Source organism: Segatella copri (genome assembly GCF_026015625.1).
Taxonomy (GTDB): Bacteria; Bacteroidota; Bacteroidia; order Bacteroidales; family Bacteroidaceae; genus Prevotella; species Prevotella copri_H.
On record NZ_JAPDVG010000001.1, the window covers coordinates 2,989,355 to 3,006,016 of the forward strand.

General features: G+C 42.9%; 12 protein-coding genes. 7 read left to right on the forward strand and 5 right to left on the reverse strand.

The genetic code is table 11. The annotated features are described in order from the left end of the window. Positions 1–760: 760 nt before the first annotated feature. Positions 761–2,128 (reverse strand): DUF3843 family protein, encoded by a 1,368-nt coding sequence (locus ONT19_RS12475; protein WP_264952096.1) that lies wholly within the window; start codon positions 2,126–2,128, stop codon positions 761–763. A gap of 239 nt (positions 2,129–2,367) precedes the next feature. Here ONT19_RS12475 and ONT19_RS12480 point away from each other — a divergent pair, with 239 nt between their 5' ends. From ONT19_RS12480 to ONT19_RS12510, 7 genes are all read left to right on the forward strand, one after another. After that, positions 2,368–4,326: a DEAD/DEAH box helicase gene (locus tag ONT19_RS12480; protein ID WP_264952097.1), complete on the forward strand. Its 1,959-nt coding sequence runs from the start codon at positions 2,368–2,370 to the stop codon at positions 4,324–4,326. 590 nt (positions 4,327–4,916) lie between these two features. Then, positions 4,917–5,678 (forward strand): hypothetical protein, encoded by a 762-nt coding sequence (locus ONT19_RS12485; protein WP_147334308.1) that lies wholly within the window; start codon positions 4,917–4,919, stop codon positions 5,676–5,678. Between the two features lie 38 nt (positions 5,679–5,716). Beyond that, a complete protein-coding gene (locus ONT19_RS12490; protein ID WP_234564674.1) occupies positions 5,717–6,304 on the forward strand; it encodes a hypothetical protein in 588 nt (195 codons plus the stop codon). A gap of 60 nt (positions 6,305–6,364) precedes the next feature. Then, positions 6,365–6,964 carry a hypothetical protein gene (locus ONT19_RS12495; protein WP_118139729.1) on the forward strand — a complete coding sequence of 200 codons (600 nt, stop codon included), beginning with the start codon at positions 6,365–6,367 and terminating at the stop codon, positions 6,962–6,964. 127 nt (positions 6,965–7,091) lie between these two features. Further along, complete coding sequence (locus ONT19_RS12500; RefSeq protein ID WP_234564684.1) at positions 7,092–8,549, forward strand: IS4 family transposase; 1,458 nt, start codon at positions 7,092–7,094, stop codon at positions 8,547–8,549. 286 nt (positions 8,550–8,835) lie between these two features. Continuing rightward, complete coding sequence (locus tag ONT19_RS12505; protein ID WP_264952098.1) at positions 8,836–10,008, forward strand: ATP-binding protein; 1,173 nt, start codon at positions 8,836–8,838, stop codon at positions 10,006–10,008. Positions 10,009–10,022: 14 nt separating this feature from the next. Then, entirely contained in the window at positions 10,023–12,701 is a 2,679-nt protein-coding gene (locus ONT19_RS12510; RefSeq protein WP_264952099.1) for a beta-glycosidase, read from the forward strand. Positions 12,702–12,854: 153 nt separating this feature from the next. On the opposite strand, the gene ONT19_RS12515 is transcribed toward ONT19_RS12510, so the two are convergent. The 4 genes from ONT19_RS12515 to ONT19_RS12530 form a co-directional block, all read right to left on the reverse strand. Beyond that, the gene (locus ONT19_RS12515; RefSeq protein ID WP_264952100.1) at positions 12,855–14,996 is read right to left on the reverse strand and encodes a S46 family peptidase; all 2,142 of its coding nucleotides are present in this window, start codon (positions 14,994–14,996) and stop codon (positions 12,855–12,857) included. Between the two features lie 248 nt (positions 14,997–15,244). Further along, on the reverse strand, positions 15,245–15,739 hold the full coding sequence (locus ONT19_RS12520) for a hypothetical protein (RefSeq protein ID WP_264952101.1): 495 nt from the start codon (positions 15,737–15,739) through the stop codon (positions 15,245–15,247). Beyond that, positions 15,732–15,899, reverse strand: coding sequence for a hypothetical protein (locus ONT19_RS12525; RefSeq protein ID WP_264952102.1), 168 nt, complete (start codon positions 15,897–15,899; stop codon positions 15,732–15,734). Before ONT19_RS12525 ends, ONT19_RS12520 begins: the two co-directional genes overlap by 8 nt. Positions 15,900–15,946: 47 nt before the next feature. Then, positions 15,947–16,486, reverse strand: coding sequence for a hypothetical protein (locus ONT19_RS12530; protein WP_119237940.1), 540 nt, complete (start codon positions 16,484–16,486; stop codon positions 15,947–15,949). Positions 16,487–16,662: the final 176 nt, after the last annotated feature.

The window sequence follows — 16,662 nt, forward strand, 5'->3', positions numbered from 1 at the left end:
ACGCACATTCGTTTGTCAAGTGCAAAAGTACGAAAACTTTTTGATTTTCACGAATGTTTCCTAAAAAACTTTTGATTTTTACGAAATTTATGTTGTCTAAGCGTATAGTCGAATATTCACATTAGTGCTGATGGTTGAGTTTTATGTTAAGAGTTTACTACGCTAACCCCCTTAAAATGTTGTTAGCGTAGTAAACTTTTGCGTTTCTAATCTGTCTTATATCTTAACTTTTTGCCTTTAAATTCCCCAAAAGTATGTTTTTTTTGAGATTTGGGGATTTTGACGACAAAATATTGTATCTTTGCACAGTTTATTTAACACACATTAATTTAACGGCTGTTACATTATGAAGTTTTATGATCGGAAAAAGGAGATAGAGATACTGCGCAGGAACTGGGAAAAATCGGCTGAGCATTCCCTTTTCACTGTGATGATAGGCAGAAGGCGTATCGGAAAGACGCTTCTCTTGCTCAAGACAGAGCAAGAGCAGAAGTGTTTTGCTTGTGTTTTTATTCCCTTACTCCCGATTATGCAGCTTGGTTAATCAAGCGCAGGGATTTTTTTAATTAGTAATTTTGAAATAACTAACTGAGAAAATACTAAAATAAAAAGAGCGGAAGAACAGCTTGGGGTTAACAGAGTTAACAGTTAACAGCTGATTTTCCGCTCTTTCTTCTATAAATATGTAAAAGTCTACTACGCTAACGGCTTTAAAAATGGGGTTAGCGTAGTGAACTTTTTGAGTGTGCTGAATGCATCTTTACCACAACTCCTTAGGCGACAGGTCTTTATCCTTCCTACCCATCAGGTAGTAATCGGCAAGGAACTGGAGGTTTGCCTGCGTAATCTTCAAGCCTTCTTCCTTTACATACTGGCTTGTAAAGATGTTTGCATCAGGAATCAGGTTGTTTTCTATCAGTTTGCAGACAATTTCGTAAGGGAATGGGAGACCATTGCCGCTGATAATGCCAAAGCTGTCGGTCTCTGCACGCTCCTGTACATAGTATGGGTTCTCAGGCGATGCGATGCAATGAGCCAGACCGAAACTGATGTTGATGCCTGTATATGGACTTCCGCTTAAGATGATGCCTTTCTCGTATTTCTGAGGGAATCGGATGTCCTTTGGCAACTCGAATTCAATCTCCTTGAGGAATTCCTTCAGCGTCTTCACATCTTCCAGGAAGATGAACTTGTCTTCGTATCCCTTCGCTTTGAGCAGATTGTAGTCGTGAATCGCCTTCTCATGATCTGCCTTTTCATGTAGCTCTATAGCCTTCTTTCTGAACTCCTCATCCTCCCAGAGCTTGTGGGTAGGCATGTTCTTGCAAATCTTGCAGAGCCATTCGTAAGAAGTGAGCGCCAGAAGATTGTTTCTGCCGACGATAGTCATTTCCATCTGCACAGAATAAGCGAGCGGTTCGGTAAGACCCTGAGGCGAGTTTGCCATCTGCTGGAGGGTAAACTGCAGGCGCTTCTGGTTGCCCACGTTGAAATAGCAGCCATAATGGAACCACGCCAGGGTGTCGCGACGGTGAATCTCATCCAACTCCTTGTTCTTCTCGATTTCCTCTTCGGTCGTTTCAGCGTTGCCCTCTATCTCAGGCATTTCGCTGAGATAAGTCAGAAGACGCTCGTTTTCCGGAGCCGTTTCATACTCTCTGTCGAGAATGTTGTAGGCAAGTTTGGCAGCCAGTTCCAGGGTTCCGAAGAGGAAAGGAACGGCTTCCTGTACGAAACTGCTCTGCTGGTAATGGTGCCAGAGCAGGAACTTGACATCAGCGATGTTGATTTCCTCTGGGTCGTAAGCCGGGTCATCTTCGTTGAGCGTACTCTTGATGAATTCGCTTTCTTTCTCATAGAAAGGAATGTAGGTGCCGTAGCGCTGCTTGCATTCTTCCGTGAAAGTCTTCCAAATGCCTGTGCCCGAAATCACATCTTCAAAATAACCGGCAATGCTGAGTGCCAGCTGCTTGGCGTCATCCATATTCTTGAAGTTATGGGTGTAGCACGCCTCGTCAAGAGCATGGTATATTTCGTTGGCGAGTTCTGTATAATACAGATCTGTTTCGTCTGCTTTTTCGTATGGATGCAAAGCAATCCATTCTTGGGTGAAAATAACTTTTTTCATATATTTCAAGTTTTCTTGGTTATCTGTTTGTTGTAACTTTCATGCAAAGGTAATAAAATATTGCAGAAATCTGCAAGAAACTCGCATTTTTTTCGTATCTTTGCACCCGAATTTAGGCAATCTTAATAAATGCGTGGGATTGCCGCAAGCGTTTCGGAAGGATTTTGCACCCTAATTCATGGCTGGGAGGGTGAATTCGGCCTTCCATTTTGATTATAATGAATTAAGGTTAAAAAGATTTGAAGACATTTGAAGAATTAGGCGTGAGCGAGGAGATTCGCCATGCCATCGAAGAGCTTGGATTTGAGAATCCAATGCCAGTTCAGGAAGAAGTAATCCCATATTTGCTTGGTAATAAGAACGACGTGATTGCGTTGGCGCAGACCGGTACGGGTAAGACTGCATCTTACGGTATTCCGGTAATCCAGAAAACTGATGCCGGCAGCAAGCAGACACAGGCTATCATCCTCAGTCCTACACGTGAGCTCTGCCTCCAGATAGCAGACGATTTGAACAGTTTTGCCAAGTACATCGACGGTTTGCATATTGCCGCTGTTTATGGCGGTACCGACATCGGAAGCCAGATTCGCACCCTGAAGCATGGTGTGCAGATTATCGTGGCTACCCCTGGCCGTCTGCTCGATTTGATTAATCGTGGCGTGGCTCAGTTGGAGAACGTAAACAATGTGGTGCTTGATGAGGCTGACGAGATGCTGAACATGGGCTTCTCTGAGAGCATCAATGCCATCTTTGAGAACGTTCCGGAAGATAGAAACACTCTGCTCTTCTCGGCTACCATGAGCAAGGACATCGAGAAGATTGCCCTCAACTACCTGCACGACCACAAGGAAATCGTAGTGGGTTCGCGCAACGAGGGTGCTGAGCATGTAAACCACATCTACTATCTGGTAAATGCCAAGGACAAGTATCTCGCCCTGAAGCGTGTGGTGGATTTCTATCCACGCATCTTTGCAATTATCTTCTGCCGTACCAAGCTGGAGACTCAGGATATTGCAGATAAGCTGATTAAGGATGGTTATAATGCAGAGGCGCTGCACGGCGACTTGAGTCAGCAGCAGCGTGACCTCACCATGCAAAAGTTCCGCAACCATACCGTTCAGTTCCTGGTGGCTACCGATGTGGCTGCCCGTGGTCTGGATGTAGATGATCTGACTCACGTTATCAACTATGGTTTGCCTGATGATGTGGCAAGCTACACCCACCGAAGCGGCCGTACCGGTCGTGCCGGAAAGAAGGGAACATCCATCTCTATCATCCATACCAGAGAGAAGTTCAAGGTTCGCCAGATAGAGAAGCAGATTGGCAAGGAGTTCGTGGACGGCGTATTGCCTACCCCAGAGGAAATCTGCAAGAAGCAGCTCTTCAAGACCATGGACGACATCATGAAGACCGATGTGGACGAGGATCAGATTGAACCATACATGGCAGAAATCAACCGCCAGTTTGAGTACATCGACAAGGAGGACATCATCAAGAAGATGGTAACCATCACCTTCGGTAAGTTCCTCGATTACTATAAGAATGCTCCTGAGATTATCAAGCCTGAGACCGGCAAGGGTTCCCGTGGCGGCGAAGGTCGTGGCAGCCGTGGCGAGGGCCGTGGCAAGGTTTCCAATGGTCGCAGAAAGCACGAGACTGAGGCTGGTTTCAAGAGACTGTTCATCAACCTGGGTAAGGCGGATGGTTTCTATCCGGGCGAAATCATGCAGTATCTGAACAAGCATGTGAAGGGTCGCCAGGAGGTGGGTCACATCGACCTGCTGAGTAAGTTTGCCTATATCGAGGTGCCTGAGGAGGATGCTAAGCGCGTGATGAAGGCATTGAACGGTACTGAGTACAAGGGCAGAACCGTAAGATGTAACGATGCTGATGAGGAAGGTCATGGCAGAGCAGCCCGTGGCGGTCGCAGTTCTGAGGGCAGAGGCGGTCGTTCTTCAGAAAGAGGCGGACGCAGCCGCAGAGGTTCTTCTGATGATGCAAGAGATTCTCGTGATTCTCGTGGAAAGGGAGGACGTGGAAGCCGTGGCGAATCTCGTGGCGGCAGAAAGTCTCGCCCTCAGGAGGATACAGGCGATTGGCGTCAGTTCTTCCAGAACAACGACAACGTGAAGTTCAAGGGCGAGGAGCCAAACTTCGAAGAAGAAGGCTGGGCTCGTCGCAGACCTAAGAAGAAGTAATTTAGGCAGACGATATATAATAAGGTGAAAGCCTGCATCGAATGGGATGATTCTCCCAGTTTGATGCAGGCTTTTGCTATTTTATAATGTATGCCTAATACTACGCATGTAGACGATATTGCCAATTGGTGCACTCTGTGATAGTACACATTTTAGCTAACATTCCAAGTTTTTTTCATGAAATTCTAAACTTTTCTACAAAAGTTATTGTGTTTTCAAATATCTTTTGTATCTTTGAGGCGGATTTGGTGAAAATCATCTCCAGACATGTTAGAAATTAATAAGAAGCGTTATGCTTATTTTGTGAATTGGAAACCTAGAAAATTTCTCAAACGCACAAGGGTGGCATAGTGGTTCTCACGCAAGCGTGGGCTGCTATTTCACATTCGTGCGTTAAGGTTTCCTAGGACCTCCAATTCAGAACGTGGCATAGTCAGTACCACGCTTCACGTTTAATTAGAGGTTCATCCGAAGTGCTGGGATGATGATGGAGAATAGACTAATGAGTAACTTTAAAACCATTTAAATTTAGTTCGGACGAGAAATGTATATGTATTGCTTTGTTTATAGAAAATCTTAAAAATGATGTGATGGTGAAAGAAAATGTTAAACCTAAGAGTCAGATAGAATTCTTCATAAATAAGTCTGCAAAGGAATTCAATAACGATACTAAAATTTATCGTTATATGGATTTTGATTGCTTCTTGCAAATCTTAGATAAAAAGTTTTATATTTCTGCAAAGAAACATTTTTCTGATTGTTATGATGCAGGAACAAAAGTCCCATTGAAGGACATATTTAAGAATTTTGTGAATGTATGTGAAGGCAAAAGCGTGGTACTGAAAAACTATACATCTATAGAATTGATAGAAATGTTCAAGAAGTCACAAAACTATCTTACCTCTTGTTGGACTTTGAACAAAGATGACATTTTGATGTGGCAAGCATATACACATGGCAATTGTGGTATTTGTATTGAATCAACAGTGGGAAATGTAATAGCAGCATTGGATCCAAACGCAATTAAACCTTATTTGATATGTTGTTCTCCGATGTATTATAACGGATATTCAAGTTTACAGGAAGTTGAAGGAATCTTATTTCAAAAACAGAACCAATATAAAGGAGAAAAAGAGGTTCGTTTTTATTTTTTGAATGGTATTTTTAATGACGAATCAGCTAATTATGATAAAAACTACGCAGTGTTTGATATTGATTCTGATGTTTTGATAGATGAGGTGATATTATCTCCCTTTATGCGTGGCAACAGTGCACAAGTTCTGAAACATAAATTAGAGGAAAGTAATCCATATTTAGAAGGACGTATATACAAATCAGAAATTAGTTTATAATGTTTGGGGTATATTTTAAGAATCAAAAAGGAAGCGTTATGAAGAAAGTGTTATCTAAGATTTTTGTAATTTTTGCTTTTTGCTTTTCTTTTACGGAAACCTATGCTCAATACAAGATAGAGCAGGATGGATGGGGAGGAGAGTATATGGGACAATTGGTTGCAACAGGCTATCATGTTTGTGGCTCTTTTTTTGATAAGGTTCCATTATCGTTATTAGTCCAGTGTGAAAGTGCAAAGAATATATATCATGTGTCATGTCTTTTAAGTCTATATTCTCCTTGTGAGTTTCCTCCAAGAGGTATTCTCTTGTTGAAAACCGACAAAGGTGAAGTCATAGAACTTTCATGTGGTGCAAATGGTGGTAACATAAAAAAGGAACAGCGTTTAGATGGTAAGGTCTTTTATCGTTATAGAGCTGTTGTGTTTTTCGAGATTAAAGAAGAGAAACTTAAAGAGATTATCGAAGGGCAAATAGTAAAGGTACGCTTTCAAACGGAAAGTAAACCATTGGATAAAGTCTTTAAAAACAATGAATTTAGCTACGTTTTATATTTATCGTGGTTAAGTATTCAGAGAAGGCTTTATCCAGAAAGGTTTAAGGATGAACTTCGAGAAGGATTTTGAATTAAAGCGTAATGCATTTGATTGGAAGTATATTTTAGGTTAATGATAGATACATAATTTATGAAAAATAAGATTTTTGTTATATTTTGTTTGTTGTTGGCTATAGGTATGAACTCTTGTGGCAATAAGCAAACGACATCTGGTAAGGATAAACTCGATACAGTATGGAATGAAAGAGTACAAGATACATTTTATGGTCTTGTTTTAGGAAAAGAAGCTTCTGTTGATAAAATTGTTACAACATTAGAAAGCCATGGGTTTTATTGGAATAAACAATACAGCACGGATGAGTTGTTGCATTTTAGATCACGCCAAAGTCAATATTTTTCTTTTGGTGGGCTTAGTTGGCAAATGCTAGATGTAGAAAGAACCAATAATATTCTTAGTGCTGTTCGATTTATGAATAGTGGTTTAGATAAGGCAGCGGCATTGAGTACTTATAAAGATATAAAAATTGCAATGGAAGCAAAGTATTCTCCATCAGCGATAGCTACAACGGATACTACGATTTATGCAGAAACTTATTATTTGGGCAGGAATAAGGTTTATTCAACTCTCTCTTGTTTTAGATATGAAGCTGTAGAAAAGAAAATAATGATAGGGACAAGATTAGTGTATTGGACAAAAAAAGGAAAAAAAGCTTCTAATGATGAACTGTAAAATAAAAGAAGGTAACTAAAGTTTCCCACCCCAAAATAATGGGGTAAAAATAACAGTTTCTCAATAAAAAGTTGTATCTTTGTAATCGTCAAACAACAATAAAACAACGATTTAAAGAGTAACTGTTATTGATGCAAAATTAAGCAATTTTTCTGAGTTGTCCAACATATTAAGTGTTAAAAGTTCATTGAGAACGAATTTAATGTCTCTTTTCACCCGATTTGGGCTTGGTCATCTGCTCTGTAGAATGTCCTTGGAGAAGCAAGCAGGCATTCCTACCGTTCTGCTAATCCTGTCTCTCTGTCTTTTCCGTATAGCAGGTGAGAGCATACACTCCATGTATAAGAAGTCATATTATGACCTTCTGAATACAGGTCACAATTGCTATTATCGAATGATGCGCAGAGCTACCATGGACTGGCGCAAACTCCTTATAGGGATGGCTCTTCGCTTTTTGGCAATTCTTCGTAAGGAACATGCCGAAGTATCTTCTGATAACGCAAGTTACATATTTGACGACACTACGTTGGAGAAAACAGGCTATGGCATAGAGCAAATCAGCCGTGTCTTTGACCATGTGCAGGGTAAATGTATCCTTGGATTCAAACTGTTGGTATGCGCATTTTTTGACGGAAAGAGTACGATACCTATAGATATGTCCCTTCACTGCGAGAAGGGCAAGAAGAAGGACTTCGGACTTACTGCAAAGCAACGTAAGAATCGTTTCTCTAAAAAACGCAAGAAAGAGGATCCTAACTTCATGAGATTCAAAGAATCAACGGATTCAAAGCTTCAAGTTGCTGTGGAAATGCTAAAACGAGCATGGGCTCACAAGAGTTTACGTGCCAAGTATGTGCTTTGTGACAGCTGGTTCACCTGCGAATACTTCATCAGCGAGGTTCTCAAACTCGGCAAGGGTGATCTGAACCTTGTTGGATTGGCAAAGATGGGCAACACCAAGTACTCTGTAAATGGGAAGTTGCACAATGCAATGGAACTGATAGCACTATATGAAGGCAATTCTCAATTTTGCCATAACTGCAGACGGTACAAGTGCCATTATATCGCATTGAGAGGAAAACTGGGAGACCAGCCTGTACGTATCTTTCTTATAAGATATGGCAGAAACCATCGATGGAATGTTTTGTTGAGCACAGACCTCAGTATGTCTTTTGTCAGGGCATTTGAGGTTTACCAAATTAGATGGAACATAGAGGTTCTGAACAAGGAATGCAAGCAGTATCTTGGTCTCGGAGCATGTGCTGGTAGAGACTTTGATGAGCAAATAGCCGATTGTACTCTCTGCTTCCTTACATATATAACTATGGCCTTAGAGAAGAGATTCTTTGAATATGAAACCATGGGAGAACTGTTTGGAAATATGGAGGAAGACCTTATGGCGTTGACTCTTTGGAAACGAGTGCTATACTGCATAAAGCGTCTTTTGGAAGTTCTTTGCGAGCATCTTGGTGTTACCATTGACGAACTGGAAGAGAGCCTGATTAATGATGACGAAGCTGCCTCCGCTTATCTTGTCATGGCTAAAGCGCTGGAAGATGGAGAACGAACGAAAAATGTTGCATGAAACAACATCCATTTTTGTTGATATTCAATGATGCAGTATATATATCTTACCCAACTTTTAGACTTTACAGACTACTTCAAGAGCTAAACCTGAAATTAGAATTATATGAGGATTATTCTCAAAATGTAGAGTCTGACGAATTATGATAGATATGCATCAAATGGGATGTTTTGATGCAATATCCATATTTTGCGGTAAAAATACAGCAATTTCTTTGGTAAATTGCGGTGTTTTTACCGCAATTTTTGTATATTTGCAGCCGTAAACATCAAATAAGGAAAGAAATATGGAATTTTTGAAGCAACTTTCAGACAATCTTATCAAGCGTACCGATACTCGATACCTACGATATATGTATCATCAGATTCCTTGGTCGAATCGGATGACGGCTCTTGTTGGACCTCGTGGAGTCGGCAAGACAACACTTCTTTTGCAGTATATCAAATTGAATCTTCAGATGAAAGACACACTCTACGTGAGTGCGGAATCCATCTATTTCGCTAATCATACTCTCTTTGAAACAGCAATGAAGTTTAGCCAACTTGGAGGCAAGCATCTTTTTATCGATGAAATACATAAATATAAGGGATGGGCTACAGAACTTAAAATGATATACGATAATCTGCCAACCTTGCAAGTGGTATTTACCGGTTCTTCTGTGCTTGATATTTATAAAGGTACAGCAGATTTAAGTCGACGAGTACTGGTCTTTACGATGCAAGGTTTGTCTTTTCGCGAATACATCGGTATGGAAAAGGGCCTAGATATTCCTGTTTCTACATTGGAACAAATCGTAAATAATGAAGTCGTTTTGCCGGAGGAGATTGAGCATCCGTTGGCATTGTTTAATGAATATCTGCGCAAGGGCTACTATCCTTTTTCTAAGGATGAGGGCTATCGGATGCGACTGAATCAAGTAGTGAGTATGACTTTGGAGACGGATATTCCACAATATGCCAATTATACGGTGATGGTGTCCAGAAAATTGAAGGAACTGATGCAGGTAATAGCTGATAGTGTGCCTTTCAAGCCAAACATGAGTACCATTGCTACAACTATCAAGGTGGATCGCAATAATCTGCCCGATTACTTCGAACTGATGGAGCGTGCAGGTTTGATAGCCCAGCTTCACGAGTCCACAGGAGGTGTGCGTGGTTTGGGCAAGGTAGAAAAGGTGTATCTTGATAATACCAATCTCTCCTTTGCTCTCTCTTCTTCGGTACCTGATATTGGCAATCAACGAGAGACTTTCTTTTTTAATCAGATGCGTGTGAATCATGCTGTCTTCAATTCTCCAATCTCTGATTTCCAGATAGAAGACAAGACTTTTGAGATTGGTGGTAAAAAGAAAGGTCAGAAGCAGATTTCTGAGGCTAAAGAAGGATATGTTGTGAAGGATGATATAGAGACAGGCATGGGCAATGTTATTCCTCTCTGGGCTTTTGGTATGAACTATTAGACAATTATAAGTTAATGAAGAAAACTATTCTTATCGCTTGTCTGGGACTGGTAAGTCTGGGTTTGCAAGCACAGAGCATTTCGCTCGCTGGTGAATGGAATGTGGAGTTGGGAAAGAGCGGTAGCGCTTTTGCCAAGAGTAAGCGTGCCTCGCAGGGTGAGGTGAAGCGTGCCATCCTTCCCGGCACCATCGATACGAACCATCTGGGATTCGCTCCGAAAGATACGATGGAAACAACGCATCTTACGAGACTCTATGCCTATAAAGGAGCTGCAAGATATTCCAGAACAATCAATATCCCGAAGGACTGGAAGAAGAAGCCGGTAGAACTCTTCCTGGAGCGTACCCGACCAACCTGGGTGTATGTGGATGGAGAACTGGTGGATTCCTGCAACTTCATCTCTACTCCCCAGCGCTATCTTCTGCCAAAGAAGGTGAAGCCGGGCAAGCATTTCCTGGAAATCGTGGTGGATAATGGAAGAGGTGTGCCTGAGCAGGTTTACGGTTCCAGCCATGCTTATACAGAAGATACGCAGACCAACTGGAATGGAATTATCGGCGAGATACGCCTGGAAGTGAAGAGTGAAGAACGAAGAGTGAAAAATTCAAATGTATTGCCTGATTTCGCCAAGGATTTTCATATCAAGGGCGCCCACTTCTACGCCAATGGTCATAGGATATTCCTCCGTGGCAAGCACGATGCAGCTGTATGGCCGCTGACGGGACATGTGGAAATGGGCGTGGAAGGCTGGATGAAGTATCTTGGAATCTGCAAGGAGTATGGAATCAACCATGTGCGCTTTCATTCCTGGTGCCCTCCGGAAGCGGCTTTCGTGGCAGCGGACAGTCTGGGAATCTATCTCCAGCCGGAGCTTCCTTTCTGGGGTTCTTTTGACAAGAAGGATGAAAGGCTGATGGCGTTCCTGCATCAGGAAGGCGAGAACATCCTCAGAGAATACGGTCATCATCCATCTTTCAGAATGATGGCGTTGGGTAATGAACTCTGGGGAGATATTGACAAGATGAAGGAGTTTGTGGATGATTTCCGCAAGATTGCGCCCGATAAATACTATACCTTGGGAAGCAATTACTATCTCGGTTATCAGGGAATAAAAGAAGGAATGGATTACTTCACCACTTGTCGCATCGGAGGCGAGGGATGGGGCAAATACAATACCCATACCCGTGGTTCCTTCTCGTTTGCCGATGCCTACGATGGAGGAATGATCAATCATTTCCATCCTAATTCTACGATGAATTTTGATGAGGCTTGCGATAAGGCCGGAATCCCAATCATCTCTCACGAAACAGGACAGTTTCAGACCTATCCTGATTATCGGGAAATGAAGAAATACACCGGAGTGCTTCATCCTTATAACTTCGAAGTTTTCCGCCGTCGTCTGGCTGCAGCTGGAATGCTCTCGCAGGCAGATGATTTCCACAAGGCTTCGGGTTTATGGAGCGTGAAACTCTATAAAGCCGATATAGAGATGGATTTGAGAACCCGGAATATGGCGGGCTTCCAATTGCTCGATATTCAGGATTATCCCGGTCAGGGAAGTGCTTTCGTTGGTATCCTGGATGTGTTTATGGAGAGCAAGGGAATCACTACGCCCGAGGAATGGCGTCAGTGGTGTTCGCCAGTGGTTCCTCTGCTGGAAATGAAGAAGTTCTGCTTCGAGGATGGCGAGAAGATTCTGGCTAAGGTAAAGGTTGCCAACTATGGCGGTTCTTCGCTGAAGGGCAAGAAACTGAAATGGCGTCTGGCTGCCGAGAACGGATTGTTTTGTATGGATGATGGAACTTTCAGCACCAAGGATGGTGAAGTGAGAAAGAATGTGGGCGACTTGATGGCTGAGGATGAGGGAGTATTGAACATCTTTTCATACGAAGAAGGTTTGGTGGATGTGGGTGAACTGAATGGTGTTTTCCACGTGCAGCAACCTACCAAGCTGCTTCTTACATTAAACATTGAAGGAACAGAGGCGAGAAACTCCTACGAACTTTGGGTTTATCCGAAGAAGGCGATGGAAAAGAAGGGCGTCATCATAGCCAAGGATTTGAATGATGAAGTGGTGAAAGTCTTGGAAAAGGGCGGAAAGGTGCTTTGGATGCCTACGGCTTCCAGTCATTTCGTGGCTGCCGATGATACGCTTTCGCAGGCAGATAATGCTACTCCTTATACTGTTGGCGGACTCTTCCAGACCGATTACTGGAATTATCGCATGTTCAAGACCATCTGCGAGAACAACAAGAAGAAGGTTTCTCCAGGAACTCTGGGCATTCTTACGAATCCGGAACATCCGATATTCAAGGGATTCCCTACGGAAATGCACACCAACTGGCAATGGTTCCCAGTTATCAAGGAATCGCATCCGCTGGTGCTTGACAACTTCGCCAAGGATTATCGCCCGATTGTTCAGGTGATAGATAATATCGAGCGGAATCATAAGTTGGGTTTGGTGATGGAATGGAAGGTGGGAGCCGGAAAGCTTCTCGTCTGCATGAGCGATTTGGAGAAGGCTTCGAAATATCCGGAAGGCAAGGCTTTCTATCAGAGTATAATTGATTATATGCGCTCTGCCGATTTCAATCCTCAGGTGAAGATGACAGCCTCTGATTTGCTGAAGACATTGAAGGAAGAGCCTAGAAAAGTTAGTTTGAAAGAACTGAATAATATCTCGCAGTATTAGTTGAGAACCTATAAGAAAAAATAAGAGCGGAAAGCCAGGAGTTAACAGGTTAACAGTTAACAGCTGATTTTCCGCTCTTTTTATATCATCCTGAGACTAATCTTTAGCCCAGGATAAACCATTCTATCATCTCTGTTGATTTAGAGATAGGATTTACTTCGCATTGATCTCCTTCAAGAGGCGGTCTGCGTGACCCCACTTATCCATCAGGTAGAGCACATAGCGAATATCCACACCGATGCAGCGAGCCAGACGCTTGTCGAAGTTGATGTCAGAACTGAGACTGTCCCAGTTGCCATCGAAGGCAAGACCAATCAACTCGCCCTTGCCGTTGAACATAGGGCTACCAGAGTTACCGCCGGTAATATCGTTGTTGGTGAGGAAACAGAGCTGCATCTTGCCAGTCGCCTTATCCTGATACTTGCCGAAATCCTTCTCAGAGAGAAGCTCGTGCATGATAGGCTCAGCGTAGTAATCGATGACCTTATCGCCCTTCTTCATCTTCTCAACGAGACTCTCGGCTGTGGTATAATAGCCTGATGGCTTGCCACCGAGGTCGAAACCGCCTACCTGACCGTAGCTCAATCGCATGGTGAAGTTGGCGTCGCTGTAGTGAGGCATGTCTTCCTCCATACGGAGTTTAGCAGCACAGAGATACTTCTCCTGCTCGGCGATACTGTCGTTGATGCTGCCCATCTGAGCAGCGAAATCGCCATATACATCGTTCAGATCCATACCGAAGCTTACGCCTGGATCCTTCTCATATCCCTTCTTGTTGAAATAGAGCTTGGCACCCTTCTTCATGATGAGCGACTTCTCCCAGAGATAATCCACATACTTGGCGTAGTTGCCGCCAAACTCAGTATCGATGGTCTTGTAGAACTTAGGCAACCACTTTGCATCTACGTGCTCCTTGTAGTTCTTCAAGAGGGTAGCGAGCACCTCCTTATCGAGCGCCATATCCCATTCTGCAGAGTTATCTTCAAACTCATGATACTGCTTCTTCTTGTTCTTCTCAGGGCCCTTCACCTCCATGTTGGTCTGGAGCTTGATGGCACGGGTAGAGAACTCGATATTGCTTCTTCTGGTGAAAGATTCAGAGAAGTTGGTCCAGGCATACTTCACGTCTGCGCTCTCCTTGTAGAGCTTGGCGAGCTTGTCGAAATCTACCTTGTGGGCGAGGTCGTTGGCTGCCTTGGCTGTATCCTGCCAAGCACGGAGACGGGTTTCGTACTCACGCTTCAGATTCACGATGCCGATAGAGTCGATACACTTGTTCATACCGATGGCATTCTTCCAGTAGTTGGAAGAGCTGGCGTATTTGCTGTCGTACTTGATGCGGACAGCCTCGTCGGCACGCATGTGCTTCTGCATCACCTCCTGCTTTACGCCACGAACCTGGGCACGAGGTGCATTCTCAGCATCGCGCATGGTCTGGATTCCGTAGCTTGAAAGATAGCGCTCTGTGCTGCCTGGGTAACCCATGGTCATCGCATAGTCGCCATCCTTGTAACCCTGGAGAGAAACCTGAGCCCAACGCTTAGGATGATAAGGCACATTGTCCTTGCTGTAGGCAGCAGGACCATTGGTCTTAGGGTCAGCATAGATGCGGAATACAGAGAAGTCGCAGGTCTGGCGAGGCCACATCCAGTTGTCTGTATCGCCACCAAACTTACCCATAGACTTTGGCACGGTGAAAACCAGACGCAGGTCGGTGAAGTCGCGGTAAGTAGTAGCGTACCACTTGTTGCCCTCGTAGAAAGGCTGAACGGTGATATGGAGGGTAGAATCGTTCTTCTTCGCCTCTTGGGTCATCTCATTCTCCAGAGAATCGATGAGTTCATCACGCTTTTTGTTGTCGAGTTTCTCGTATCCGAGGCTCATCACCTTATCGGTTACATCCTTCTGTTCAACCATGAAGCTTACGAACATATTCTCGTTAGGCAATTCCTCTGCGTATGATTTAGCAAAGAAACCGTTGAGCATATAGTCGTGCTCCACGGTAGAGTGGCTTCTGATAGCCTCGAAACCGCAATGGTGGTTGGTAAATACCAAACCGTCTGGAGAAACGACTACGCCCGAGCAATAGCCAGAGAAGTTTACCACAGCATTCTTCAGGGCGTTCTCGCCGTTGTAGAGCTGGTCGTAAGTCATACTGAAGCCTTCGCGCTGCATCATCTCATACACAGCGTTTGGCAAGTTGTAAATCGTCCACATTCCCTCGTCAGCGTGTGCGGTATTGATTCCGCAGAACGCCATGATAGAGGCGATAAGGACCGTTGCTTTTTTCTTCATTACTTGTTTTTGTTTTCTATTTTTATTATGATGTTATTATTATCCATTTTCCACCAGTTCTGTCCACCTTTTAAATTTTCAGTCCACCTTTTCTGTCTACTTTTTGCAAGGTATGTTTATAAAGTGGGCTCTTTGGTTTGGTTGTACCTTCTTTTCTTCTATAGATCGCCTTTTGGTCTCGGTACATTCCTCTTGCGAAGGCTTTCCTTATTGGTGGCTCTCTTTGAATGGAGCGAAGTTGTTTAAATTTAATAGTCTTGCTTTTTCTCCAATTCTTCAACTCTATCTTTTAGTATTTGATTTTCGTATTCTAAATCAGAATAAGAATCGAGATGATGTAAATTGTTATATCTTCTCTTGCATTCTCTTTCATATAAAAGACTATCTGCTTCTTCGTATGAGAGATTGTTTTTTACAGCAAAGTCTTTAACATAATGAGAAAAACGCTTTATTTCTTCAAAGTCTATTCCGCCATTGGGTGTACTTGTCATAATTAAGACATAGCTTTTTCTGATATTAACGTGAGGCTTTCTGAAATATTCATCTAAGTCTTTTTCTTTAGACTCACCAAGGGAGTCTTTCTTGATGTTTTCACAAATAGTATCTACAAGATTGTCTTCATAGAGTTCTTGATTAATTTGTGTAGAGTATGAAGACTCTTTCTTGTTACTAATATAGCACATTATTATGAGTAAAAATGTTGCTATAAGTATTACTATTATTGTTTTAGAAAATTTATTCATATGATTCATTTTTATAATATTTTGCAAGCCGTTGTTCCCGCAAGCGCTTGAATTGAGCTAAGCACTCCTCCAGCGAAAGCGGATGCTCTCGCCAATAAGCCATGGAAACCATCTTTTGGGCATTGACTTTCTTGTGATAATCGTTCAGTTGTATCTCCATCCATTTATGTATTATATTGTTAGAATATTACGTTTGCAAAGTTACGACTATTTCCCGAATTTTCCAAGGCTTCGCTTGATTTTCTTCATAATTTGCCTTTTTGCCGATAACATTCCTGGTGATAGAACCTCTTGCTCCAGCATATCCAGGGCCATTCTTAACTCTTCCAGGAGTTCGGGATAGTACTTCATCTGCTCGTAGGCGAGCTTCATGCAGTAGCAGCGGATGGCGTAGGGCTGGGAACAGGCTGTAATCTTGGCGATGCAGAAATCGATGAAATCAGAACGGAGTGATTCTTCCTCGAAAGGCTGACGGAGAAGGAGTTGAAGCATCAGGCGGCGCTTGGTCTCATTCTTCTCTACGAGAACCCTATCTATCAGGTCATCGTGCTTCTGAAAGAGCCAAGGGTTGTTGGCTTCATCGAAATGGGTTAAAGCCCAAAGTGCATTGAACGATACGCGGTCGTTTTCATCGAAGGTGAGTTGGTAAAGCTCTTCCTTCCGGTGGTCGTTCTCCTTGCCTTGTGTCATGATGCATATCTTGTTGATATCGTTCATACAGATTTTGTCTTGTAGTATCTTTCTCATGCTCTTTATTTTTTATGAGGGAATAATCGTTGCAAAGATATACTTTTATGAGGGAATAACGAAAAGGAAGATTACTTTTTTTGAGAATTCTCGGACTATTTCTTGTTTTTGATGTATAAAATGGGAGAAAAAGTCAAGTTGAACAATCGGTGGATTCATTGTTGTACGTCTAAAAG

Bases quoted from the DNA above. Each gene is read 5' to 3' on its own strand.
- ONT19_RS12490 (WP_234564674.1), top strand. From the start codon at position 5,717: ATGAAGAAAGTGTTATCTAAGATTTTTGTAATTTTTGCTTTTTGCTTT.
- ONT19_RS12475 (WP_264952096.1), bottom strand. From the start codon at position 2,128: ATGAAAAAAGTTATTTTCACCCAAGAATGGATTGCTTTGCATCCATAC.
- ONT19_RS12520 (WP_264952101.1), bottom strand. From the start codon at position 15,739: ATGAATAAATTTTCTAAAACAATAATAGTAATACTTATAGCAACATTT.
- ONT19_RS12525 (WP_264952102.1), bottom strand. From the start codon at position 15,899: ATGGAGATACAACTGAACGATTATCACAAGAAAGTCAATGCCCAAAAG.
- ONT19_RS12510 (WP_264952099.1), top strand. From the start codon at position 10,023: ATGAAGAAAACTATTCTTATCGCTTGTCTGGGACTGGTAAGTCTGGGT.
- ONT19_RS12515 (WP_264952100.1), bottom strand. From the start codon at position 14,996: ATGAAGAAAAAAGCAACGGTCCTTATCGCCTCTATCATGGCGTTCTGC.
- ONT19_RS12485 (WP_147334308.1), top strand. From the start codon at position 4,917: ATGGTGAAAGAAAATGTTAAACCTAAGAGTCAGATAGAATTCTTCATA.
- ONT19_RS12495 (WP_118139729.1), top strand. From the start codon at position 6,365: ATGAAAAATAAGATTTTTGTTATATTTTGTTTGTTGTTGGCTATAGGT.
- ONT19_RS12505 (WP_264952098.1), top strand. From the start codon at position 8,836: ATGGAATTTTTGAAGCAACTTTCAGACAATCTTATCAAGCGTACCGAT.
- ONT19_RS12530 (WP_119237940.1), bottom strand. From the start codon at position 16,486: ATGAGAAAGATACTACAAGACAAAATCTGTATGAACGATATCAACAAG.